This window comes from Massilia sp. MP_M2, from assembly GCF_039123635.1.
Lineage (GTDB): Bacteria > Pseudomonadota > Gammaproteobacteria > Burkholderiales > Burkholderiaceae_D > Telluria.
The window spans coordinates 1-21979 of record NZ_JBCHJF010000005.1 but is presented as its reverse complement, the minus strand read 5'-3'; the positions used below and the strand labels follow the sequence as shown (position 1 = coordinate 21979).

The 21979-nt window shown below is 62.9% G+C and carries 30 protein-coding genes, 1 tRNA gene and 1 pseudogene; 12 read left to right on the top strand and 20 right to left on the bottom strand.

Features of this window, described 5'->3' with window-relative positions:
* Nucleotide 1: 1 nt before the first annotated feature.
* The 14 genes from rplE to RCH14_RS12525 all read right to left on the bottom strand — a co-directional run bounded on the left by rplE (nt 2) and on the right by RCH14_RS12525 (nt 6608).
* Complete coding sequence (gene rplE, locus RCH14_RS12590; RefSeq protein WP_123069942.1) at nt 2-541, bottom strand: 50S ribosomal protein L5; 540 nt, start codon at nt 539-541, stop codon at nt 2-4.
* Between the two features lie 6 nt (nt 542-547).
* Entirely contained in the window at nt 548-862 is a 315-nt protein-coding gene (gene rplX / locus RCH14_RS12585; protein WP_343026459.1) for a 50S ribosomal protein L24, read from the bottom strand.
* A 9-nt stretch (nt 863-871) separates the two neighbouring features.
* Nucleotides 872-1240: a 50S ribosomal protein L14 gene (gene rplN, locus RCH14_RS12580; RefSeq protein WP_183554239.1), complete on the bottom strand. Its 369-nt coding sequence runs from the start codon at nt 1238-1240 to the stop codon at nt 872-874.
* Nucleotides 1241-1473: 233 nt separating this feature from the next.
* Complete coding sequence (gene rpsQ, locus RCH14_RS12575; RefSeq protein WP_183554240.1) at nt 1474-1746, bottom strand: 30S ribosomal protein S17; 273 nt, start codon at nt 1744-1746, stop codon at nt 1474-1476.
* Complete coding sequence (gene rpmC / locus RCH14_RS12570; protein WP_183554257.1) at nt 1743-1934, bottom strand: 50S ribosomal protein L29; 192 nt, start codon at nt 1932-1934, stop codon at nt 1743-1745. The genes rpsQ and rpmC overlap by 4 nt, the downstream gene beginning before the upstream one ends.
* Nucleotides 1935-1946: 12 nt before the next feature.
* Complete coding sequence (gene rplP / locus RCH14_RS12565) at nt 1947-2366, bottom strand: 50S ribosomal protein L16 (protein ID WP_343026458.1); 420 nt, start codon at nt 2364-2366, stop codon at nt 1947-1949.
* Between the two features lie 2 nt (nt 2367-2368).
* Complete coding sequence (rpsC, locus tag RCH14_RS12560; protein ID WP_332530667.1) at nt 2369-3208, bottom strand: 30S ribosomal protein S3; 840 nt, start codon at nt 3206-3208, stop codon at nt 2369-2371.
* 11 nt (nt 3209-3219) lie between these two features.
* Nucleotides 3220-3552, bottom strand: a complete 333-nt coding sequence (rplV, locus tag RCH14_RS12555; protein ID WP_183555278.1) for a 50S ribosomal protein L22 — start codon at nt 3550-3552, stop codon at nt 3220-3222.
* A complete protein-coding gene (gene rpsS / locus RCH14_RS12550; RefSeq protein ID WP_119811777.1) occupies nt 3549-3824 on the bottom strand; it encodes a 30S ribosomal protein S19 in 276 nt (91 codons plus the stop codon). Before rpsS ends, rplV begins: the two co-directional genes overlap by 4 nt.
* A gap of 9 nt (nt 3825-3833) precedes the next feature.
* Nucleotides 3834-4661 (bottom strand): 50S ribosomal protein L2, encoded by an 828-nt coding sequence (rplB, locus tag RCH14_RS12545; protein WP_343026457.1) that lies wholly within the window; start codon nt 4659-4661, stop codon nt 3834-3836.
* Complete coding sequence (rplW, locus tag RCH14_RS12540; protein ID WP_183554264.1) at nt 4661-4978, bottom strand: 50S ribosomal protein L23; 318 nt, start codon at nt 4976-4978, stop codon at nt 4661-4663. Before rplW ends, rplB begins: the two co-directional genes overlap by 1 nt.
* On the bottom strand, nt 4975-5595 hold the full coding sequence (rplD, locus tag RCH14_RS12535) for a 50S ribosomal protein L4 (protein WP_183554266.1): 621 nt from the start codon (nt 5593-5595) through the stop codon (nt 4975-4977). The genes rplW and rplD overlap by 4 nt, the downstream gene beginning before the upstream one ends.
* A gap of 3 nt (nt 5596-5598) precedes the next feature.
* The gene (gene rplC, locus RCH14_RS12530) at nt 5599-6255 is read right to left on the bottom strand and encodes a 50S ribosomal protein L3 (RefSeq protein ID WP_343026456.1); all 657 of its coding nucleotides are present in this window, start codon (nt 6253-6255) and stop codon (nt 5599-5601) included.
* Nucleotides 6256-6531: 276 nt separating this feature from the next.
* A tRNA-Val gene (locus RCH14_RS12525) sits at nt 6532-6608 on the bottom strand.
* 402 nt (nt 6609-7010) lie between these two features.
* On the opposite strand from RCH14_RS12525, the gene ggpS reads away from it, so the two are divergent.
* From ggpS to RCH14_RS12505, 4 genes are read left to right on the top strand one after another with little or no spacing between them, the layout of a single operon-like run.
* Nucleotides 7011-9329: a glucosylglycerol-phosphate synthase gene (ggpS, locus tag RCH14_RS12520; protein WP_343026455.1), complete on the top strand. Its 2319-nt coding sequence runs from the start codon at nt 7011-7013 to the stop codon at nt 9327-9329.
* A gap of 1 nt (nt 9330) precedes the next feature.
* Nucleotides 9331-9654, top strand: a complete 324-nt coding sequence (locus tag RCH14_RS12515) for a hypothetical protein (RefSeq protein ID WP_343026454.1) — start codon at nt 9331-9333, stop codon at nt 9652-9654.
* Nucleotides 9539-10135 carry a mechanosensitive ion channel domain-containing protein gene (locus RCH14_RS12510; protein WP_343026453.1) on the top strand — a complete coding sequence of 199 codons (597 nt, stop codon included), beginning with the start codon at nt 9539-9541 and terminating at the stop codon, nt 10133-10135. The genes RCH14_RS12515 and RCH14_RS12510 overlap by 116 nt, the downstream gene beginning before the upstream one ends.
* Before the next feature lie 28 nt (nt 10136-10163).
* Nucleotides 10164-11054, top strand: a complete 891-nt coding sequence (locus RCH14_RS12505; RefSeq protein ID WP_343026452.1) for an AraC family transcriptional regulator — start codon at nt 10164-10166, stop codon at nt 11052-11054.
* 10 nt (nt 11055-11064) lie between these two features.
* On the opposite strand, the gene RCH14_RS12500 is transcribed toward RCH14_RS12505, so the two are convergent.
* Nucleotides 11065-11820, bottom strand: a complete 756-nt coding sequence (locus RCH14_RS12500) for an SDR family oxidoreductase (protein ID WP_343026451.1) — start codon at nt 11818-11820, stop codon at nt 11065-11067.
* 290 nt (nt 11821-12110) lie between these two features.
* Between RCH14_RS12500 and RCH14_RS12495 the strand changes: the two genes are divergently transcribed.
* From RCH14_RS12495 to RCH14_RS12465, 7 genes are all read left to right on the top strand, one after another.
* Nucleotides 12111-12686 carry a TerD family protein gene (locus RCH14_RS12495; RefSeq protein ID WP_343026450.1) on the top strand — a complete coding sequence of 192 codons (576 nt, stop codon included), beginning with the start codon at nt 12111-12113 and terminating at the stop codon, nt 12684-12686.
* An 85-nt stretch (nt 12687-12771) separates the two neighbouring features.
* Complete coding sequence (locus RCH14_RS12490; protein ID WP_343026449.1) at nt 12772-13791, top strand: ATP-grasp domain-containing protein; 1020 nt, start codon at nt 12772-12774, stop codon at nt 13789-13791.
* Nucleotides 13788-14966: a phosphoribosyltransferase domain-containing protein gene (locus RCH14_RS12485; RefSeq protein WP_343026448.1), complete on the top strand. Its 1179-nt coding sequence runs from the start codon at nt 13788-13790 to the stop codon at nt 14964-14966. The genes RCH14_RS12490 and RCH14_RS12485 overlap by 4 nt, the downstream gene beginning before the upstream one ends.
* On the top strand, nt 14944-15708 hold the full coding sequence (locus tag RCH14_RS12480) for a hypothetical protein (protein ID WP_343026447.1): 765 nt from the start codon (nt 14944-14946) through the stop codon (nt 15706-15708). The genes RCH14_RS12485 and RCH14_RS12480 overlap by 23 nt, the downstream gene beginning before the upstream one ends.
* On the top strand, nt 15705-16796 hold the full coding sequence (locus tag RCH14_RS12475) for a cysteine protease StiP family protein (protein ID WP_343026446.1): 1092 nt from the start codon (nt 15705-15707) through the stop codon (nt 16794-16796). The genes RCH14_RS12480 and RCH14_RS12475 overlap by 4 nt, the downstream gene beginning before the upstream one ends.
* On the top strand, nt 16789-17706 hold the full coding sequence (locus tag RCH14_RS12470; protein ID WP_343026445.1) for an HpcH/HpaI aldolase/citrate lyase family protein: 918 nt from the start codon (nt 16789-16791) through the stop codon (nt 17704-17706). The genes RCH14_RS12475 and RCH14_RS12470 overlap by 8 nt, the downstream gene beginning before the upstream one ends.
* Nucleotides 17703-19025 (top strand): TerD family protein, encoded by a 1323-nt coding sequence (locus tag RCH14_RS12465; protein ID WP_343026444.1) that lies wholly within the window; start codon nt 17703-17705, stop codon nt 19023-19025. The genes RCH14_RS12470 and RCH14_RS12465 overlap by 4 nt, the downstream gene beginning before the upstream one ends.
* Before the next feature lie 104 nt (nt 19026-19129).
* Here RCH14_RS12465 and RCH14_RS12460 read toward each other — a convergent pair whose 3' ends face one another.
* The 3 genes from RCH14_RS12460 to RCH14_RS12450 are packed head-to-tail and all read right to left on the bottom strand — an operon-like array spanning nt 19130 to nt 20942.
* Entirely contained in the window at nt 19130-20140 is a 1011-nt protein-coding gene (locus RCH14_RS12460) for a DUF2268 domain-containing putative Zn-dependent protease (RefSeq protein ID WP_343026443.1), read from the bottom strand.
* A 23-nt stretch (nt 20141-20163) separates the two neighbouring features.
* On the bottom strand, nt 20164-20787 hold the full coding sequence (locus RCH14_RS12455) for a hypothetical protein (protein WP_343026442.1): 624 nt from the start codon (nt 20785-20787) through the stop codon (nt 20164-20166).
* On the bottom strand, nt 20781-20942 hold the full coding sequence (locus RCH14_RS12450) for a hypothetical protein (RefSeq protein WP_343026441.1): 162 nt from the start codon (nt 20940-20942) through the stop codon (nt 20781-20783). The genes RCH14_RS12455 and RCH14_RS12450 overlap by 7 nt, the downstream gene beginning before the upstream one ends.
* Here RCH14_RS12450 and RCH14_RS12445 point away from each other — a divergent pair.
* Nucleotides 20941-21159 (top strand): hypothetical protein, encoded by a 219-nt coding sequence (locus tag RCH14_RS12445; RefSeq protein ID WP_343026440.1) that lies wholly within the window; start codon nt 20941-20943, stop codon nt 21157-21159. The two genes, RCH14_RS12450 and RCH14_RS12445, sit on opposite strands and share 2 nt — an antisense overlap.
* Here the strand turns inward: RCH14_RS12445 and rpsJ are convergent.
* Together rpsJ and tuf are read right to left on the bottom strand one after the other, a co-directional pair.
* Nucleotides 21146-21460 carry a 30S ribosomal protein S10 gene (rpsJ, locus tag RCH14_RS12440; RefSeq protein ID WP_183554295.1) on the bottom strand — a complete coding sequence of 105 codons (315 nt, stop codon included), beginning with the start codon at nt 21458-21460 and terminating at the stop codon, nt 21146-21148. The genes RCH14_RS12445 and rpsJ overlap by 14 nt on opposite strands.
* A 189-nt stretch (nt 21461-21649) precedes the next feature.
* Nucleotides 21650-21979: pseudogene (tuf, locus tag RCH14_RS12435) on the bottom strand (elongation factor Tu); the annotation flags it as partial.

Below are 21979 nucleotides of genomic sequence, written 5' to 3'. Positions count from 1 at the left end.
CTTAGTTCCTGAACGGGAATTTGAAGGCGGCGAGCAGCGCTTTGGCTTCTTCGTCGGTCTTAGCAGTCGTGGTGATCGAGATGTTCATGCCACGCAGTGCATCGATCTTGTCGTAGTCGATCTCTGGGAAGATGATCTGTTCCTTGACACCGATGTTGTAGTTGCCGCGACCATCGAACGATTTGCCATTGACACCGCGGAAGTCACGCACGCGCGGCAGAGCCACGGTGATGAAACGGTCCAGGAATTCGTACATGCGGGCGCCGCGCAGGGTCACCATCGTGCCGATCGGGTAGCCTTCGCGGATCTTGAAACCAGCGATTGCCTTGCGTGCCTTCGTGATCACTGGCTTCTGGCCGGCGATCTTCGTCAGGTCGCCAGTGGCGTGCTCGATGATCTTCTTGTCAGCGACTGCTTCCGACAGACCCATGTTCAGGGTGATCTTGGTCAGACGTGGCACTTCCATCACCGACTTGTAACCGAATTTCTCGGTCAGTTCGGCGACGACTTTTTCTTTGTAAATTGCTTGGAGACGGGCCATTTATTCTTACCCCTTCACTACTTCGCCGCTCGACTTGAAGACGCGGACTTTTTTACCGTCCTGGTCTTTGAAGCCAACGCGGTCTGCCTTGCCGGTCGCTGCATTGAACAGCGCGACATTCGACACGTGAATCGGCATTGTCTTGTCGACGATACCACCAGTAACACCGGTCATCGGGTTAGGCTTGGTCGCTTTTTTAGCGACGTTGATGCCTTCGACGATGACGTGTTCAGCGTCTACACGCTGTTGAACGACACCGCGCTTGCCCTTGTCTTTCCCGGCCAGAACGATGACTTCGTCGTTTTTACGAATCTTATCCATGTCGTATCCTTACAGAACTTCAGGTGCCAGCGACACGATCTTCATGAACTTTTCAGTGCGCAGCTCGCGCGTCACTGGTCCGAAGATACGGGTACCGATTGGCTCCAGCTTGGCGTTCAGCAGGACAGCGGCATTGCCGTCGAACTTGACCAGGGAACCATCCGGGCGGCGCACACCTTTAGCGGTGCGCACAACCACGGCATTGTAAATTTCACCTTTTTTGACGCGACCACGAGGGGCTGCGACTTTAACGGTGACCTTGATGATGTCGCCAATGCTCGCGTAACGGCGCTTCGAGCCGCCCAACACCTTGATGCACAGAACTTCCTTTGCACCCGTGTTGTCGGCTACTTCGAGCCGGCTTTCGGTTTGAATCATAGTATTTTCTTTCCCAACTTAAGCCGAAGAAACCCCACAATTTGTGGGCCTGCGGTCAGTCTTGGTCCCGCCGTAACGCCCCTGCTGGAGCACCACGATTGGGTGATTGGACTTTCCAATAACGCTTTCGTTACAGGCCGCACTTGCCGAGGGGGACAAACTGCGGCAACACATGAACGAAGCCCGCTAGTATCTCAGATACCAGCGGGCCACGCAAGACAAATTTTTAAAGCTTAGAGGACTGGTGCTACCAACAGCACCTGGGTGACCGTCCAGGCTTTCGTCTTCGAGATCGGGCGACCTTCTGCGATCTCGACGGTGTCGCCAATTTTCGCTTCATTCGCTTCGTCGTGCGCGTGATACTTGTTCGAGCGCACGATGATCTTGCCGTACAGCGGATGCTTGACGTGACGTTCGATCAGTACGGTTACCGTCTTGTCCATTTTGTCGGACACGACTTTACCGACCAGCGTACGCTTCAGCGCCGTTTTAGTGGTGTCGTTCATTTGGCTTCCTTCGTGTTCATCACAGTCTTCACACGCGCGATATCGCGACGTACTTTCTTGAGCTGCGAGGTATTCCCGAGCTGCTGGGTGGCGACTTGCATGCGCAGACCGAATTGGGCCTTGAGCAGCTCGTTCAGCTCCTTCTGCAGCGCGTCCTGGTCCTTGCCGCGGAGTTCCGATGCTTTCATATACAACTCCTGTTATTGACCGACCTGGCGAACCACGAACGTGGTTGCCAGTGGCAGTTTGGCAGCGGCCAGGCGGAATGCTTCGCGCGCCAGGGTTTCATCAACGCCGTCCATCTCATACAGGACTTTGCCTGGCTGGATTTCAGCGACGTAGTATTCTGGGTTACCTTTACCGTTACCCATACGAACTTCAGCTGGCTTGTTCGAAATCGGCTTGTCCGGGAAGATACGGATCCAGATACGACCGCCACGCTTGATGTGACGGGTCATGGCACGACGTGCCGCTTCGATCTGACGTGCCGTGATACGGCCGCGGGCAATTGCCTTCAGACCGAATTCACCGAACGAGACCGCGGTGCCGCGGGTGTGCGAAATGCCGGTGTTACGGCCTTTCTGCTCTTTACGATACTTCCTGCGCGATGGTTGCAGCATGCTTATTCTCCTGCTTTCTCAGCTGGGGCAGCAGCAGGTGCAGCGGCAGCCGGGGTCGCCAGCTTGACAGCTGGACGAGCGCGGACTACTGGCGCTGCGGCTGGACGTGCGCCGCCTGCTGGGCGTGGGCCGCGCGATGGCTTGCCATCGTCACGACGTGGGCCGCGTGGCTTCTTGTCGTCCGGCGGGGTGTCGATGACTGGTGCTTCGCCGGTGACCGAACGGTCGCCCTTGTAGACCCAGACCTTGACGCCGATGATGCCGTACGTGGTCGATGCTTCGCTGGTGCCGTAGTCGATATCGGCGCGCAGGGTGTGAAGTGGCACGCGACCTTCGCGGTACCATTCGGTACGTGCGATTTCGATGCCGTTCAGACGACCCGACGACATGATCTTGATGCCGACAGCGCCCAGACGCATTGCATTTTGCATCGCGCGCTTCATTGCACGACGGAACATGATGCGCTTTTCGAGCTGTTGCGAGATCGAATCGGCGATCAGCTGCGAATCGATCTCAGGCTTGCGGATCTCTTCGATATTGACGTGCACTGGCACGCCCATGATCTTCGCCAGCGACGACTTCAGCACTTCGATGTCTTCGCCTTTTTTACCGATCACGACACCAGGACGCGACGAGTAAATGGTGAAACGCGCGTTCTTGGCAGGACGCTCGATGACGATGCGACCGACCGAAGCGTTCTTCAGCTTCTTTTTCAGGAAAGCGCGTGCTTCCAAGTCTTCCAGCAGCATGGCTGCGAAGTTGCCGTTACCAGCATACCAACGCGACGACCAGTTACGGGTGACCGCCAGGCGGAAGCCGGTTGGGTGGATTTTCTGACCCATTCTGTGACTCCTTAGTTACCGACAGTCACGTAAATGTGACAGGATTGTTTAGAAATACGATCGCCGCGGCCTTTTGCACGTGCCGTGAAACGCTTCAGGATCGGGCCCTTTTCGACATAGATCTGAACGATTTTCAGTTCATCGATGTCCGCGCCATCATTGTGTTCCGCGTTGGCGATTGCCGACTCGAGAACCTTCTTGATGATCGTCGCGCCCTTTTTAGGGCTGAATTGCAGAATGTTGAGTGCTGCGTCAACTTTCTTGCCGCGGATCAGATCGGCCACCAGGCGGCCTTTTTGTTCCGACAGGCGCACGCCTTTGAGGATAGCTTTAGTTTCCATTATTTTTTCGCCTTCTTGTCAGCGGCGTGGCCCTTGAACGTACGGGTCAGCGCGAACTCGCCGAGCTTGTGGCCGACCATGTTCTCCGACACATACACAGGAACGTGCAGCTTGCCGTTGTGAACAGCGATCGTCAGACCGATGAAGTCTGGGGAGATCGTCGAGCGGCGCGACCAGGTTTTGACTGGCTTTTTGTCTTTGTTCGCTTGCGCGGCTTCGACTTTTTTCACCAGGTGGGCGTCAATAAACGGCCCTTTTTTCAATGAACGAGTCATTTTTTATCCTTATTTCTTGCCGCGGCGCGAAACGATCATCGACGAAGTACGCTTGTTCGAACGCGTCTTCTTACCCTTGGTCTGCTGGCCCCATGGGGACACTGGGTGACGACCGGCTGCAGTTTTACCTTCACCACCACCGTGCGGGTGATCGACAGGGTTCATGACCACACCGCGAACGGTTGGACGAACACCACGCCAGCGCATCGCGCCAGCTTTACCGATCTTGCGCAGGCTGTGTTCGGCATTACCGACTTCGCCAACGGTCGCACGGCACTCGATGTGCACGCGACGCACTTCACCCGAGCGCAGGCGAACCTGAGCGTAGGTGCCGTCACGGGCCATCAGCACGACGCCGGCGCCGGCGGTACGGGCCATCTGGGCACCCTTACCTGGCAGCATTTCGACGCAGTTCATGACGGTACCGACCGGGATGTTGCGGATCGGCAGGCAGTTACCGGCCTTGATCGGCGCTTCCGAGCCGTTCATGACGCTATCGCCGACAGCCATGTTCTTGGTGGCGATGACATACTGACGCTCACCGTCCGCGTAGCACAGCAGTGCAATGTGCGCGGTGCGGTTTGGATCGTATTCGATACGCTCGACCTTGGCAGGGATGCCGTCCTTCTGGCGCTTGAAGTCGACCAGACGGTAATGCTGCTTGTGACCGCCGCCCATGTGACGGGTGGTGATGTGACCGTTGTTGTTACGGCCGGCAGTTTTCGATTTCTTTTCAACCAGGGCTGCGAATGGACGACCTTTGTACAGGCCTTCAGTCACAACCTTCACCATGCCGCGACGGCCTGGGGAGGTTGGCTTCATCTTAACGAGTGCCATTATTTAGCCTCCTCGACAAAATTGATTTCCTGGCCTGGCTTCAGGCACACGAAAGCACGCTTGGTGTGGTTGCGACGACCGTTGAAACGGCCCGAACGCTTCTGCTTGCCTTCACGGTTCAGGGTCTGGACCGATTCGACCTCGACCTTGAACAGCAGTTCGACAGCAGCCTTGATTTCTGGCTTGGTCGCGTCAGGCATGACCTTGAACACGATCTGCTCGTTCTTTTCCGCGACGAAGGTAGCCTTCTCGGAAATGATCGGAGCCAGCAGCACCTTCATCAGGCGCTCTTCGCTAAATTTGATTGCGGCGCTCATGCGTACATCTCCTCGATCTTGGCCAGAGCAGCTTTCGTGACCAGGATTTTCTTGTAGAACACCAGCGACATCGGGTCAGCGTGCTTAGGCTCAACGACCAGAACGTGCGGCAGATTGCGCGATGCCAGCTCGAGGTTTTCATCGATGGTATCGGTGATCACCAGGACCGAGTCCAGACCCATGCCCAGCAGTTTCTGCGACAGCAGCTTGGTCTTTGGTGCTTCGATCGACAGGTTCTCGACGACACTCAGACGGCCTTCGCGGGCCAGTTGCGAGAAGATTGAGCAGATACCTGCGCGGAACATCTTCTTGTTAACTTTGTGCGTGAAGTTTTCTTCTGGGCTGTTCGGGAAGATACGACCACCGCCGCGCCACAGTGGCGACGACGACATACCAGCACGAGCACGGCCGGTACCTTTTTGGCGCCATGGCTTCTTGGTCGTGTGGTGGACTTCTTCACGATCTTTCTGCTTGCGGTTACCGCCACGTGCGTTAGCAGCGTAGGCGACGACGACTTGGTGAATCAGGGCTTCGTTGTATTCACGACCGAACACTTCATCGGCGGCTGCAACGTTTGCGCCGTCTTGACCTTGCTCATTCAGGAGCTTCAGTTCCATGGCTTACGCTCCTTTCTTGAGTTTGGTTTTGACAGCAGGCTTGACGACCACTTGGCCGTTCTTCGCGCCAGGTACGGCACCTTTGATCAGCAGCAGCTGACGTTCGGTGTCGATGCGAGCCACTTCCAGGTTCTGGGTGGTGACGGTGACGTCGCCCATGTGACCGGTCATGCGCTTGCCTGGGAACACGCGGCCTGGATCCTGGGCCATACCGATCGAGCCAGGAACATTGTGCGAACGCGAGTTACCGTGGGTAGCACGGCCAGATGCGAAGTTGTGACGCTTGATGGTACCGGCGAAGCCTTTACCGATCGAGGTGCCTTGCACGTCGATTTTCTGGCCCACTTCGAACAGCGAAGCAGCGATGATGTCACCGGCTTTGAGTTCGGCGGCTTTGGTGGAATCGATGCGGAATTCTTTCAGCATCGTACCGGCTTCGACGCCAGCTTTGGCGTAGTGACCGGCAGCGGCTTTCGTCACGCGCGAAGCACGACGTTGACCGTAGACGACCTGAACTGCGGTGTAGCCATCAGTTTCAGGGGTTTTGATTTGTGCGACACGGTTGTTCGACACATCCAGCACGGTGACAGGGATTGAATCACCCTCGTCCGTGAAGATACGCATCATGCCAACCTTGCGACCGAGAAGGCCCAAGCTCATTTTTTCTCCATTCCCACCTACGATTGGGCGGGGGTAGTTGAACTACTAAATAATACGGGCAATAAAAGACGCACCCGTACCGAAGCCGGCTAGTATAGCGCGCAAACGGCAACGGCGCAACAGGAAAGATCGGCATCGAAACCGGTCCTGTTGCGCTTTTCGCAGTATCTGGAGAATGAAGAATCCGTTCGAGCTGAACGGCACAGACAGGCACAGCATCGTGCACCTTGTCTCTACAGGCATCAACCATTGCTGGGAGCCTGCGACTTGAATTTCTGGTGGGCGGTGCAGGATTCGAACCTGCGACCCCTTGGATGTCGACCAAGTATTCTAACCAACTGAACTAACCGCCCGGGGAGCCGAATTATACGAGGCATGCCGGAACTTTTGCAATAGCTTTTTTCGGCGATTCAACTTTCCGACAGAACATTGGCATGCAGCAAACGGCGGCCGTAGCGAGCTGCCGGTTGTCATCGCTGCCTCAAAATGCTATCGTGCAAATGTATTTCGAGGACTGGCTTCGTCGTGTGCACCTTGCGCACGTGATCTCCGGCAACCATGCCGGCGCTCCCTGTCCTCCTCCGCCTGGCGGCTCCGGCCCTGTCGAACGCGCAATTTTTAGTACAACAAAGCACGCTTCACGCCGTCCGCCTTTCCCCGGCCCGCGCGCCTCCCCGGCGACTTCGCGGGCCCCGACCTGCGCCGTCAGTCCACACCTGGTCTGCTGGCGGCCGCATTGCTGCAAGGATTTACCCATGTCTGTCATTGATACACAACGCTGGCCGCGCCTGCTCGACCCTTCCCGCCTTGTCCTCGCTACCGATCTCGACGGCACGCTGCTGGCCGGCACCCACGAAGCGCGGCGCCGTATCCGCGAACTGTTCTCCGGTGCCCTGCCCGGCGCCAGACTGGTCTTCGTCACCGGCCGTGGCCTCGAAACCGTCATTCCGCTGCTGAGCGATCCGACCGTCCCGCGCCCCCATTACATCATTGCCGACGTTGGTGCGACAGTGGTCGACGCCGACCTGCGCCCGGTCGAGCCGATCGCGCACCAGATCGCTGCCACCTGGCCCGGTACCCATGAGGTGCTGCGCGCGCTCAGGGGCTTTGCGCAACTGGTGCGCCAGCTCGTGCCGCAGGAGCGGCGCTGCTCGTTCTATGCGAGCGAGTCCGCGATCACGCCGGCACTGCGCGCTGCGGTCGACGCCCTCGGCTGCGACCTGCTGTTCTCGGCCGGGCAATACCTGGACGTGCTGCCGCGCGGCGTCGGCAAGGGCGCCGCCGTGCGCCGCCTGGCCGAGGTGGCCGGGTTCGATCCGGCCCATATCCTGGTGGCGGGCGACACGCTGAACGACCTGTCGATGTTCGAGGCGGGCTTTCGCGGCGTGGTCGTGGGCGCGGCCGAACCGGCACTGGTCGAAGCCGTGCGCAAGTTGCCGCGCGTGGTCGTGGCCGACGCCGCCGGCTGCGGCGGCATCCTCGAAGCCTTTGGCCGCCATGGCCTGCGCTTCGATGGCGATGACGGCCCCGCCGCTGCCCCGGCCTGCGGCGACGCCGAGCTGGTGATGGTGTATCACCGGCTGCCGTACGATGAAGTGCTCGAGGATGGCGTCACGCACGCGCGGCGCCCGAAAAGCCCGAACGGCATCATGCCCACGCTGCTCAGCTTTTTCGCCGGTGGGCGCAAGGGGTCATGGGTTGCGTGGTCGCAGCAGGACCGCCGCACGCCGCCTGGCTTCGTCCCGCACGTCGCGGTCGATCCGGCCCACTACCCGCACCTGAAAGCGGCCCGCATCGCGCTCACGCCGGACGACATCGACCAGTTCTACAAAAAGTTCTCGAAAGAGGCGTTCTGGCCAATCATCTTTTCGTTCCCCGACAAGGCCGTGTTCCGCCAGGACCACTGGGAACGCTACCTCGAGATCAACCGCCTGTTCGCCGAGCAGACCGCGCGCGAAGCGGCGCATGGCGCCACCGCCTGGATCCACGACTACAACCTGTGGATGGTGCCGGCCTTCCTGCGCCCGCTGCGCCCCGACCTGAAGATCGCCTTTTTCCACCACACTGCCTTCCCGTCGAGCGATGTCTTTAACATCCTGCCCTGGCGGCGCGACATCATCGGCAGCCTGCTGCAGTGCGACTACGTGGGCTTTCATATCCCGCGCTACGTCGAAAACTTCGTCGACGCTGCCCGTTCGTGTGCGCCGGTGCAGATCGTCGAGGGCGTGGGCTGCGCGCCGCGCTTCCTGACCTTCGGCTGCGCGCTGGGGGTCGATCACATGACCACCGCGCTCGCGGTGAATGGGCGCCGGGTCGCGCTGGGCGCGCATCCGGTCGGCACCAACACGGACCTGATCAGCGCGCTGGTCGAGACCGACTCCGTGCAACAGCAGATCACCGACATCGATGCCTACCTGGGCGACACGACCGGGATCGTCTCGATCGAGCGCCTCGACTACGTGAAAGGCTCGCTGGAAAAGCTGCAGGCCTATGAACGCATGCTGGAACAGCACCCGGAATTGCTGGGCAAGGTCACGCTGCTGAACATCGTCACGCCGGCCGCCAGCGGCATGGATATCTATGACAGCCTGCGCGAAGACCTGGACCGCATCGTCGGGCGCATCAACGGGCGCTTTTCCACGATGGACTGGGTGCCGGTGCGCTACTTCTACCGCAGCCTGCCGTTCGAGCAGGTGGTCGCCCACTACGCCGCCTGCGACATCGCCTGGATCACGCCGCTGCGCGATGGCCTGAACCTGGTGGCCAAGGAATACGTCGCCACGCGCCACGCGACGGGCCGGCCCGGCACGCTGGTGCTGTCCGAATTCGCCGGCGCTGCCGTCGAACTGCATGGCGCGCTGCTGGTCAACCCGTACGACGCCCATGCCATGAGCGCCACGCTGTACGACGCGCTGACGATGGGCGCCGACGAAGTAGCGTACCGCGCCGGGCGCATGGCGGCGATCGTGCGCGGTCACGACGTGAACCGCTGGGGCGACGACTTCCTGGCCGCGCTGGCGGCATTGCCGGCGCCGGGTAACGAACAACCGATCGAAGAACGCGCCGCGGCCTGACATGAACTACATCATCCTTGCCAATCCTGTCGCCGACTGGCTGATCGCCCTGGCGGCCATGGCGGCCGTGACCATCGGCCTGGACGCCCTCAAGTCGATCGTCGCGCGGCGCCTGGATGCGGGGGCCACGCAGACCGAACCGGGCACGCCCGCACTCCTGCAAAGCATTGCTGCTGCCACGCTACGCTCGACGAAGCTGGTGGTGCTGGGTGGCGGCCAGCCTGGGTATCGGCGGTATCGCCATCGCGCTGGCGGTGCAGAGCATCCTGGGCGACCTGTTCGCGTCGCTCTCGATCGTACTCGACAAGCCGTTCGTCGTGGGTGACTTCATCATCGTCGACACGATGCTCGGCACGGTCGAGAAGATCGGCCTGAAGACCACCCGCGTGCGCAGCCTGGGCGGCGAGCAGATCGTGTTCTCGAACAACGACCGGCTCAAGAGCCGCATCCAGAACCTGCGCCGGATGGCATCGCGCCGCATCGTGTTCGGGTTCGGCGTGTCGCACCGCACGCCCGAACCGATCCTGCGCGCGCTGCCACAGGTACGCTTCGACCGCGCCCACCTGAGCGGCCTGGCCGCGCCGAGCTTCAACTACGAAGTCGTGTATTGCGTCGATAACACCGACTACACGATCTACATGGATATCCAGCAGGAGATCTACCTGCGCATCGTGGCGCTGCTGCAGGCGCAGGACGTGGCGCTGGCCTTGCCGGTGCAGACCGTGCAGCTGACGCGTGAAGCGCGGCCGCACAACAGCGCGCAGGCAGGCAATGACGCCAATTCATCGCTCGGGAAGGCTGCCTGACGCGGCATCCTCGCGTTACACTTGGCGCATGCACACGCCACTTCTCGCCAGCGTCCTGCGCTACGCAGCCCTCCAGGCCGACCATGACGGCAGAGCGCCCACGCCGATCGCCGGCCTGGTCGCGATCCGCGCGAACGGGCGCAGCGCCTTGAACAGCCAGATCGCCCGCCCGCTGGCCTGCCTGGTCCTCCAAGGCAGCAAGCAGGTCAGCACGGGCGGGCAAACGCTCACGTTCCATGCGGGCGATTCTCTCCTGATCATGGCCGACGTGCCCACCGTCAGCCAGATCACGCAGGCCAGCAGCGCGGCGCCCTATTGCTCACTCGTGCTCGACCTGAATCCGGCCGTGATTGCCGATCTGGCCACCGACATGGCGACGATCGAAGAAGCCGCCGGCGCGCCGGTGCGCAGCGCGCCGACCGATGCGCACCTGACAGACACCGCCCTGCGCCTGATGGGGCTGATCGAGCGGCCCGCCGCGCTGCCGGTACTGCAGGCCGCGCTGGTGCGTGAATTTCATTACTGGCTGCTGGCCGGCCGCCATGGGGCGGCGGTGCGGCGCCTTGGCCTGCCCGACAGTCACGTGCGGCGCGTGGCGCGCGCCGTCGCGCTGCTGCGCACCGACTATGCACGCCGGCTCCCGGTGGAACAGCTGGCCGGCCTGGCCGGCATGAGTCCTTCATCGTTTCACCAGCACTTTCGCGCGGTGACCTCGCTCACGCCGCTGCAATTTCAGAAGCAGCTGCGCCTGATCGAGGCGCGCCGCCTGATGCTCGCCGAAGGCATCAACGCCAGCACGGCTTCCCATGCGGTCGGCTATGAGAGCGTGCAGCAATTCACGCGCGAGTACGGGCGCATGTTCGGGCTGCCGCCGGTGCGCGACGTGTGCGCCGCGCACGAGCGCCTGCACGCCGCCTGAGATCAAACCCTCAAATCGCCTGCCCGCCCGAGACTTCGATGCGCTGGGCGTTGATCCAGCGGTTGTCCTGCCCCAGCAGGTTGGCGATCATCGGCCCGATGTCGTCCGGCACCCCGACCCGGCCCAGCGCCGTCATCCCGGCAAACACACCGTTCAGGTCCGGTGTATCGCGCACCGCGCCGCCCAGGAAATCCGTCTCGATCGCACCGGGCGCCACGGTATTGACCGCGATGCCGCGCCCGCCCAGTTCCTTGGCGAGATAGAGGCTCAGGATCTCGACCGCGCCCTTGACGGCCGCATACGCACCGAAGCCCGGGAGCGCGAAACGGGTCAGGCCGGACGACAGGTTCACGATGCGCCCACCATCGGCCAGCAGCGGCAGCAGCACCTGGGTCAGGAAGAACACGCCCTTGAAGTGGACATCGACCAGGTGATCGAACTGCGCCACGGTAGTGTCGGCGATGGACGCCATCGCGCCGTGGCCGGCATTGTTGACGAGGTGGTCGAACTGCTCGCGCCCCCAGGTAGTGGCCAGCGCCGTGCGCAGGCTGACGGCAAACGCGGGGAAGCTGGCGACGTCGCCCACATCGAGCTGCAGCGCCAGCGCCTGGCGGCCCAATGCGCGTACCTCGTCGACCACGGCCAGGGCCTCGGCTTCGCGGCTCTGGTAGGTGATGATCACGTCGCCGCCGCGGCGGGCGATGTGCAGTGCGGTGTTGCGTCCCAGGCCGCGGCTGGCGCCGGTAACGAGAGCGATCGTGGTCATGATGGTGAATCCTTGTCTGTTGGAGAGAGCAGCCAGTATGTGGGCCGGTCCACCCGCGCCGTTGCCGGAAGCTGGCCGGTGTTTGCCTGATCCTCCAGAACACAATGCCGCCTGGCGAGCGTGACTTTTGTTGCCGCAAGTACGTACATCCTCCTATGAAAACGGTTGAAATCGGCGCGCCGTGGCCCCATGTACAATTGATCAATTAACGCCTATATTGGCGAGACCATCCACGAAGGTTCGCCAGTTCAGCGGCGGCCAGTCAACCCTCAACGGAATTAGGAGTTCGTATGGCAATCAGTCTGCAAAAAGGCGGCAACGTCAACCTGAGCAAGGAAGCACCGGGCCTCACCAAGGTCATCATCGGCCTGGGCTGGGATCCCCGCTCGACCGACGGTTCCGCCTTCGATCTGGACGGCAGCGCCTTCCTGCTCAAGACCGACGCCAAAGTGCGCGGCGATACCGACTTCATCTTCTACAACAACCTCAAGTCCACCGACGGTTCGGTCGTCCACGCAGGCGACAACACCACGGGCCAGGGCGAAGGCGACGACGAAAAGATCGCCGTTGAACTGAACCGCGTGCCGGCCGACATCGACAAGATCTCGTTCTGCGTCACCATCCACGATGCCGAGGCGCGCCGCCAGAGCTTCGGCCAGGTCGGCAAGGCGTATATCCGCTGCCTGAACGCTGCCGGCGAAGCCGAGATTGCGCGCTACGACCTGTCCGAAGACAGCTCGACCGAAACCGCAATGATCTTCGGTGAACTGTACCGCCACGGCAGCGAATGGAAATTTCGCGCCGTCGGCCAGGGCTTCAAGGGCGGCCTGGGTCCTCTGGCCCGCTCGTTCGGCGTCAACGTCTGAGTCGTTCGCCTCGTCGCACACCATGTCGTCCCCCGGGCCCGCGCCACATGCGGGCCCTTTCTGCAACAATTTCAGGAACTAGCGCATGCGCGTTTGGTACAACAGGACTTTTTCGTCCGTCAATGCTGCGATCAAGCTGATTCGCGAGGCCGACACCGACGGCCGTTTCACCATCGTTCACAGCAACGCCAATCGCCATGCACCTGCTGCGCGCCTGGCCCACGAATTCCATATCGAGCCGGTCGGCCTGAAAAGCGAGGCCTATATCGACTGGTGCCTCGCCTTCTGCCGCGAGCAAAAGATCGACATCTTCGTGCCCGGCCGCGAAGCGACGCTGCTGGCATCCGAGCTGGGGCGCTTTGCCGAGGTTGGCACGCGCGTGCTGTCGGCCGCGCCGCCGGCCGAACTCAAACGCATCCACGACAAGGCCGACTTCTACGCCGAGACCGTGCTGCCCGACGCGCCAGTGGCCGAGTTTCGCGTCTTTGAAAACATCGCCCAATTCGACGCCGCCTGGGCCGAACTGCGCCCGCGCCATGCCAAGCTGTGCGTCAAGCCGTCGCATTCGATCTATGGTCTGGGCTTTGCCATCGTCGATGAAGCGCGCAGCAGCGCCGCGCTGCTGCTGGCCGGCGCCGAATACCACGTCGGCTACGACGACCTGCGCCGCGGCCTGGCCGAGATGGGCGAATTTCGCACGATGCTCCTGATGGAGTTCCTCGAAGGCCCCGAATACAGCGTCGACTGCGTCGGCGACAACGGCCGCCTGGTGGCCGCCGTCGTGCGCCGCAAACTGCCACAAGCGGGCAGCGGCCAGTTGATCGACATGCGTCAGGACATATTGGACGCCACCACGCGCCTGTGCGCCGACTACCGCCTCAATGGCGTGTTCAACGCCCAGTTCCGCGAAGGCGGCGGCCGCCCGCGCCTGCTGGAGATCAACCCGCGCATGTCGGGCGGGATTGCCATGGCGTGCCTGGCCGGCCCTAACCTGCCGTACATCGCGCTACGCTGCTTCGCCGACGGCTTTGACAGCGTCACCGTACCGCCAGTGGCTAACGGCATGCGCGTGGCCGAAGTCAGCGTCGCAACGGAACTGGCATGACCATGTCGTCGCCTTCATCCGGCCTGCAGCGTATCGAACTGCCCACCGGCACGCTCGAATTGCGCATCGACAGCGGCGCGCCCGAGCTCAATGACCTGCTTGGCTTTGCCGCGCGCGCCAATGCCAAGCGCGGGTTCCTCTTTTTGAGCAAGGTGCTGGGCAAGCACTGGCCGGCGTCGCCCCGCGCGATGCTGGCCGTGCATGAGCGCCTGGCGGCCACCGTGCCGCCGGTCGACGGGCCGGTGGTCTTCATTGCGATGGCTGAAACCGCGATTGGCCTGGGCCAGGGCGTGTTCGAAGCCTGGCTGCGCGCGCATCCGGCGCAGCAGGCGCTGTTCCTGTACACCACGCGCTACCGCGTGGGCGCCGGGCCGCTGATCGAATTTTCCGAGGCGCACAGCCACGCACCGCGCCAGTTCCTGCACGAGCCCACCGATCCGGCGCTGCATGCGCTATTCATGGCGGCGCGCACGGTCGTGATGGTCGACGATGAAGCCAGTACCGGCAACACCTTCGTCAACCTGGCCGCGGCCTGCCAACGCCTGAATCCCGGCATCGAACGCGTGCACCTGGCGACGATCACCAATTTCATGGGCCCGGCCGCCCCCGGCGCGCTCGATGCGCGCTTCGGCCTGCCGGCCACCATCGGCGCGCTGGTCGATGGCCAGTTCACGTTCGCGCAAGGCCCGCTGCCGCCGGACCAGGGCGCGGCCCAGCGTTACGAGCACGACGCCGACCGCGGCGCCAGCAGCACGTTCGGCCGCCTGGGGATCGATCACGCCGTGCAAGCGCCGAGCGAGCTGGCCACGCGCCTGGCCAGCGAGTTCGCGCCCGGCAGCCGCGTGCTGGTGCTGGGCACCGGTGAATTCATGCACGCGTCCACGCTGCTCGGCGCAGCCCTGCAGGCGCGCGGCGTCGACGTGGTCGTGCAATCGACGACCCGCTCGCCGATCCTGACCTGGGGCGCGGTGGGCCACGCCTTGCGCTTCCCCGACAACTACGGCGAAGGCATCGCCAACTACCTGTACAACGTCGCACCCGGCCAGTACGACCATGTCCTGCTGTGCTTTGAAACCGCCCCCGGCCCCGCGTTGTTCGCGCTGGCCGATACCCTGCGCGCGCGCCTGTTCCACTTCCAGTCCGAGGACCACGTTGAAGAAGTTCCTGTTCGCTGACCTGGACGACACGCTGTTCCAGACCTTCGGCAAGTGCGGCGCGCACCGGGATGCCCCCGATGCGCTGCAGCCTGCTGCGTACTACAAGGATGGCAGCATCTGTTCATACACCACCCCGGCCCAGCGCTCGTTTCTCGCGCTGCTGCAAGACGGGATGACAATGATCCCGACCACCGCGCGCGACCTGGATGGCCTGCGCCGCGTGCACCTGCCGTTCGACAGCTACGCCGTCATCAACTACGGCGGCGTCGTGCTCGAACCGGGCGGCGCGGTCGACCGGCCCTGGCTCGAGGGCGTGCGCACGGCGATGCACACTGCCCTGCCCGGCCTGCTGGAGCTGGCGGCCCACATCAACGCCCATGGCGCACGCACCGGTTACGCCGGCCGCGCGCGCATGATCGAGGATATCGGCACGCCGTTCTTCCTCGTCGTGAAAGACCCGGACAAGCTGAGCGAGCGCCTCGCGCCGCTCGAAGAGCACGTAGTGCGGCCGTGGATCGCGGATGGCAACCGCGACTACGCCGTACACCGCAACGGCAACAACCTGGCGATCCTGCCCAAGGCGCTGGACAAGGCCCATGCGGTCGCGCACATCACGGCGCGCCTCAAAGCCGAACACGGCGAGATCGTCACCTTCGGCATGGGCGACAGCCGCTCGGATGCCCGCTTCATGGCCGCCTGCGACTACGCGATCATCCCGCGCGGCACGCAGCTGGCCGGCGTTACCGTGGGGGCGCTGTGACCGAACATGCGCCCTTCCCGGGCAGCTATCGCATCGGCGACGTCGACTTTTTGCTGCGCCGTCTGCCGCAGCAGGACTTCGTCGACGTCGCCGCAAAGGAAGCACTGATCCAGAGCGGCCAGCGTCACTACAGCCAGATGCTGTCGCCGGAGTCGGCACCGTCCGGGCGCTACATGCGCCTGTTCGACGCCGCCTGCGCCGCCAACAACCCGCGCATGGCGCAGGACTGCGTGCGCCTGGCGGGCCTGATCGCGGGGCGCCGCGCGCAGCAGGTCACGATCGTCTCGCTGGCGCGTGCCGGCACGCCGGTGGGCGTGGTCGTGGCGCGCCTGCTGCGCGAACGGTTCGGGCGCGACGCCGTGCATTACTGCGTGTCGATCGTGCGCGACCGCGGCATCGACACCGCCGCGCTGCGCCACATCCTGGCTCAGGGTTATGCTCCTGAATCGATCGTGTTCGTCGACGGCTGGACCGGCAAGGGCGTCATAACGCGCGAACTGGCCGGCTCGGTCGACGCGTTCAACATGCGCCACGGCGTGGCGATCGACACGGGCCTGTACGTGCTGTCGGATCTGGCCGGCGCGGCCGCCTGCGCCGCCTCGTGCGACGATTACCTGATCTCGTCGAGCATCCTGAACGCCACCGTGTCGGGCCTGGTGAGCCGCACCGTCATGCCCGACGAGTTGGGCGCGGACGATTTCCACGGCTGTGTGTTCTATGCGGGGTTTGCCGGCATAGACCGCTCGCAAGCGTTCGCCGATGACCTGACCGCGCTGGCGCTGGCGGCGGATGTCGCCGAGGCGCCGCCAGTCGATGCACACGCGGCGCGCGAGCGCTCGCAAGCCTATCTCGGCGCTGCGATGCGGCGCTATGGCGTGGCCGACGTCAACCTCATCAAGCCGGGCATTGGCGAAGCCACGCGCGTGCTGCTGCGGCGCGTGCCGCGCCTCTTGGTACTGCGCGATGCGGATGCGCCGGATGTTGCGCACCTGGCCGCGCTGGCCGAAGAAAAACAGGTCCCGGTCGAGATCGACCCGAACCTGCCCTACCACGCAGTATCCCTGATCAGGAGTGCATCCGATGGCTAAATCACTGGGCGCGTCGTTGTACGTGCCGGCCAATCACAAGGACCTGGCGGAGATCGCCAACGGCGACCTGATTCCGCAGGCGCGGTCGCTGATCTTCTGCACGGAGGACGCCATCGCCGACCGGGAGCTGAGCTATTCGCTATTCAACCTGTCGGTGGTGCTGGCCAATATGCGCGTGGACGTGGCGGCCGACCGCTTCGTCCGGGTGCGTAATGCCGAAGTGCTCGAGCGCGTGCTGGCCATGCCGGGCGCCGACAAGCTCACCGGCTTCGTGCTGCCCAAGATCACGCGCCACAATTTCGACAGCTACTACCGGCTGCTGCGCCACACCGCGCATATGTTGATGCCGACGCTGGAAACGGCCGAAGCCTTTGACGACCACGAGATGCAGGGACTGCGCACATTGCTCGAAGCGCCCGGTGTGCGCCATCGCATCCTGGCGCTGCGCATTGGCGGCAACGATTTGCTGGCGCTGCTGGGCCTGCGCCGGCCGCGTGGCATGACGCTGTACCGCACGCCGCTCGGCCCCGTCATCTCGCGCCTGGTCACCACGTTCCGGCCCTACGGTTTCATGCTGACCGCGCCGGTATTCGAATACCTCGACCTGCCCGCACTGCTGGACCAGGAAGTTCTCGAAGACCTGGCGCACGGCATGATCGGCAAGACGGCCATCCATCCGACCCAGATCGCGCCGATCGAACAGCACTTCAAGGTGTCGCCGCAAGACCTGGCGGTGGCGCGCGCGATTCTCGACCAGTCGGCACCGGCCGTGTTTCGCATGAACGACGCCATGTGCGAAGTCGCCACCCATCGCGCCTGGGCCGAACGCACCGTCGAGCAATCGCGTCTGTTCGGTTTCCACGGCGCCGAACTGGATCACAAACCATTCCTGGAAGGGGAACCCTCATGAACCAATTTTCGCGCGGCCAAAAAGGCAAGCTGGCCGATCTGGGCAGCGGCCACATCTTCAACGTCGACGTCGAGATTGCCGCCAATGGCACCTCGGTCGATGTCTCGTGCTTCGGCCTGGACGCCAACGACAAGCTGTCCGACGACCGCTACATGGTCTTCTACAACCAGCTGGCGAGCCCGGAAGGTGCGGTGCGCCTGAACCAGTCGCCGGGCCGCGCCAGCTTCGCCGTGAACCTCGACCAGCTGCCCGCATCGATCGCCAAGCTGGTATTCGTCGCCGCGATCGACGGCGCGGCCAGCATGCGCACGCTGGGCGCGAGTTCGCTCACGCTGGGCAGTGCGCTGCGCTTCCCGTGGTCGGGCGCCGACTTCGGCGACGAGAAAGCCGTGATCGTGGCCGAACTGTATCGCCGCGACGGCCAGTGGCGCTTCGGGGCGGTTGGCCAGGGTTTTGCCGGTGGCCTGTCGACGCTGCTCGCACACTTCGGCGGCGCTGAAAGCGGATCAACGTCGAAATCTGCTGCGCCAGTGCCGGCACCGGCGCCTGCTCCCATTGCTGCGCCCGCCGCGCCACGCGTCTCGCTGTCGAAAATCACGCTCGACAAGCGTGGCGACAAGGTCTCGCTCGACAAGCGCGCCGGCGGCGGCTATGGCCGCATCCACGTCAACCTGAACTGGAACCAGGCGGCGATCGCGCCGCCGCCGGCGCCATCCACGCCGCCACCCGCCGCCGCCGCCAAGGGCAGCGGCTTCCTCGATCGCCTGACCAGCATGGCGGGCGACCTCGCGCACAAGGCGGGCGAGATGGCCAACAAGGCGCAAGCCTCGCGCAAGGGCCGCACCGGCATCGACCTCGACCTGGGCTGCATGTATGAGCTGACCGATGGCCGCCGCGGCCTGGTGCAGGCATTGGGCAACACGTTCGGCGACTACGAGCGCGATCCATTCATCAAGCTCGACGCCGACGACCGTACGGGCGCCGCTGCAAATGGCGAGAACCTGTTCATCAATGGCGAGCGCTTCGACCAGATCAAGCGCGCCGTGATCTTCTCGTTCATCTACGAAGGCGCAGCCAACTGGAGCGTGACCAATGGCGTCGTGACGATCGCGGCGCCTGGCCAGGCACCGGTCGAAGTGAAGCTCGACGGCGGCGACCGCCAGATCATGTGCGCGATCGCGCTGATCGAGAACCGCAGCGGCCAACTGGTGATCACCAAACTGGCCGAGTACTTCCAGCAGCAAGGCACCACCAGCGCGCACGAACTGATGGATCGTCACTTCGGGTTTGGCATGCGCTGGAAAACCGGCAGTAAGTAAGGAAAAGCTGGGGTCAGGTCTGACATTTGGACACGGCCTCAGCTTTAGTCAATGTTTTAGGGATCGGTTGGGTAACTCCGCCAGCGAGCACGCATTTACTCCTGTCATCGACGACTGACAATGTCAGGTAGAGGTCGTGTCCGAATGTCAGACCTGACCCCGGCTGTGACCTTGGCTGCGTCGGAACCGCTCCCGTAGGCGCTGGCTTCGAGGATCGCTGCTGGATCGCGCAGTTCGATCAATGCGTCCATGGCGACGCGCTTGTCGGGCGAGCGGGCGACGTATGCTTCGGCGATGCGCATACCGATCCAGTACCCGGCCTCGCTGGGCCAGCCCTCGGGAGCGGCGCCATAGTTGGTAAACCAGCGCTTGAAGCGCGGGCTGTCAGGGTCGGTCAGCAGCGCCTGGCGGTCACGCTGAAATTCGCGCCACAACCATGCTTCGCGTCCACGAGCCCATTGATCGCGATCCGCGCCTGGTACCTCCCCCGTGACCACGCTGGCAAGGTAGTCGGCAACGCCTTCGAGCAGCGACTGGGTTAGCAGGGGATCGGCCTGCGCTTGCGGCGTCGCATCGCGCTGCCAGGTATGGACCGTTTCGTGTGCAAAGAACCCACGCATTGTGGTGCGGAACTGTTCGGGCCTGGCACCCAGTGCGCACGTCACTTCCAGACCAATGACTTGCGCTTCGGCGCTGGCGGTGCCGCCGGAATTGCCGGCGCCGAAGACCACCATGATGGGCGGCAGCGGACGTTGCGGCAGCAGACCGGCAAAGGCCAGGTAGATCGCCCGCAGATCACTGCGCAAGGCCGGCAACTGCGGCAGGCAATCCCGGATTGCCTGCCGATACAGATCGGGTTGTTTGGCGACCACGCGCGCCAGGCGGTTGGCGTCGACGATCCGCATCGGCGTGAAGATCTTCACACCCAGTCCGGCCCCGTCGAGATAACCACGTTGCAGGTCGGCTGCCCTGGGCACTGTCCCATCCTTCATCAGCTGCGCAAAGCGCAGTGCGTCGATTGCATCGATGTCGACAGTCAGCGGATCGACGGCACCGGCAACTACGGCGCTGCTCCAGCACATTAACAGCGGTAAAAGGAAACACCGGATGGTCATTGCGTCTCTTCCTCGTATGGTGGCTACCAGTTGCAGCCGGTACCCGTGATCGTGTCGATGGCCAGCGGGATCAGAAGGATCAGGTTGAGCTTGTCGCCGCCAGAGTACTTTTTCTGACAATCCGGACGCTTCGCCTCGTTGATCGCGCGTGACAGGTTGCTATCGTCGCGCGCGCGCAGTCGTTCAGCGGTGCGCAGGCGTTCCAGTGGCGTCGGCACCCGCTCTTTTTCCAGCTGCCGGGCCAGGCCGCGCAGCGATTCCATGTCCAGTTTTCCGGTTGGCGCCGATGCTGGTGCCGATGCCGGCGCTGTCACGCTCTCGGTGGGCGTGGCCGATGCAGCTTGCTCCGAAGGCGTGATGATCATCATCGGCTCAGGCGACGCTGGCATCGCACGCGGTGTGGCGATGCGGGGTGGCCGCACGGCAGGCGTGGCAACTGGTGGCGGCGCGCTGCGCGCCTGCGGCACCGGCACCGGCTTTACCGGCGCCACGATGAAAGCAAACGCGATGTAATCGACCAGCATGCTGTGGCTGTCGGGCTTGGGACTGGCGTAGTGCACCAGTGCGAGTACGAACAGCACGTGCGCCAGCACGATCAGCGCGCCGGATCCGGCGCGCGTCGTTGCGCCCTGCTTTTGCATCAGCATGACATGCTGACGATCGGCGTCACAACATCGCGCCCGCTCCCGATGCGCGAGCGCTCCAGTACCCGGCCGAGCGAGTACTGCGCAGCAATCGCCACGCCAGCGAGATCGCGCCAGGTCGTGGCGCGCAAAAGGGAAACAACGTGCATCTGACGCATGGGCGGGCAATCGAACAAGCAAACCAGTCGATTACATCACGCCCTGCGGGTGCCGACAATGCCTGATGGCGGCGACGGCGCAGATCATGCGCGCGGCATGATGAAAGGCGCATCCAACAATGACAAAAGCCAGATTGCCCGCAATGCGGTCAACCTGGCTTCTTGCAGCGTCGACGGCCAATGCCGCCAACACTTAAATGCGATTACTGCAGTTTGATTTCGACATCGACGCCAGCTGGCAGGTCGAGCTTCATCAGTGCGTCAACGGTCTTGTCGGTTGGGTCCACGATGTCCATCAGACGCTGGTGCGTACGGATTTCGAACTGGTCGCGCGAGGTCTTGTTCACGTGTGGCGAACGCAGCACGTCGAAACGCTGGATACGGGTTGGCAGTGGGACTGGGCCTTTGACGACGGCGCCGGTGCGCTTCGCGGTCTCGACGATTTCCAGGGCCGACTGGTCGATCAGCTTGTAGTCGAATGCTTTCAGGCGAATACGGATTTTCTGGTTAGCGGACATGCGATTTCCTTTAAAAGAACGTTCCGGCTTGGTGCCGGCAATGTGGTCGAGATACTTCGTTACTGCACAAGAGGCGGGAGTATAACATCGTTCCCACCCAAACAGATGGGGACAGACCGAAAAGTCTGTCCCCATCGTTGTATCAATCAGACTCTCCCGAAAGAGAGCCGATCGACAATCTTGCCCTGATTAGTTAGGCAGGATTTTTGCAACAACGCCGGCGCCGACGGTACGGCCGCCTTCGCGGATTGCGAAGCGCAGACCTTCTTCCATCGCGATCGGGTTGATCAGCTTGACGGTGATCGACACGTTGTCGCCTGGCATGACCATTTCTTTGTCTGCTGGCAGCTCGATCGAACCGGTCACGTCAGTCGTACGGAAGTAGAACTGTGGACGATAGTTGTTGAAGAACGGAGTGTGACGGCCGCCTTCATCTTTCGACAGAACGTAGATCTCGCCGGTGAAGTGGTTGTGCGGCTTGATCGAGTTTGGCTTCGCCAGAACCTGACCACGCTGGAC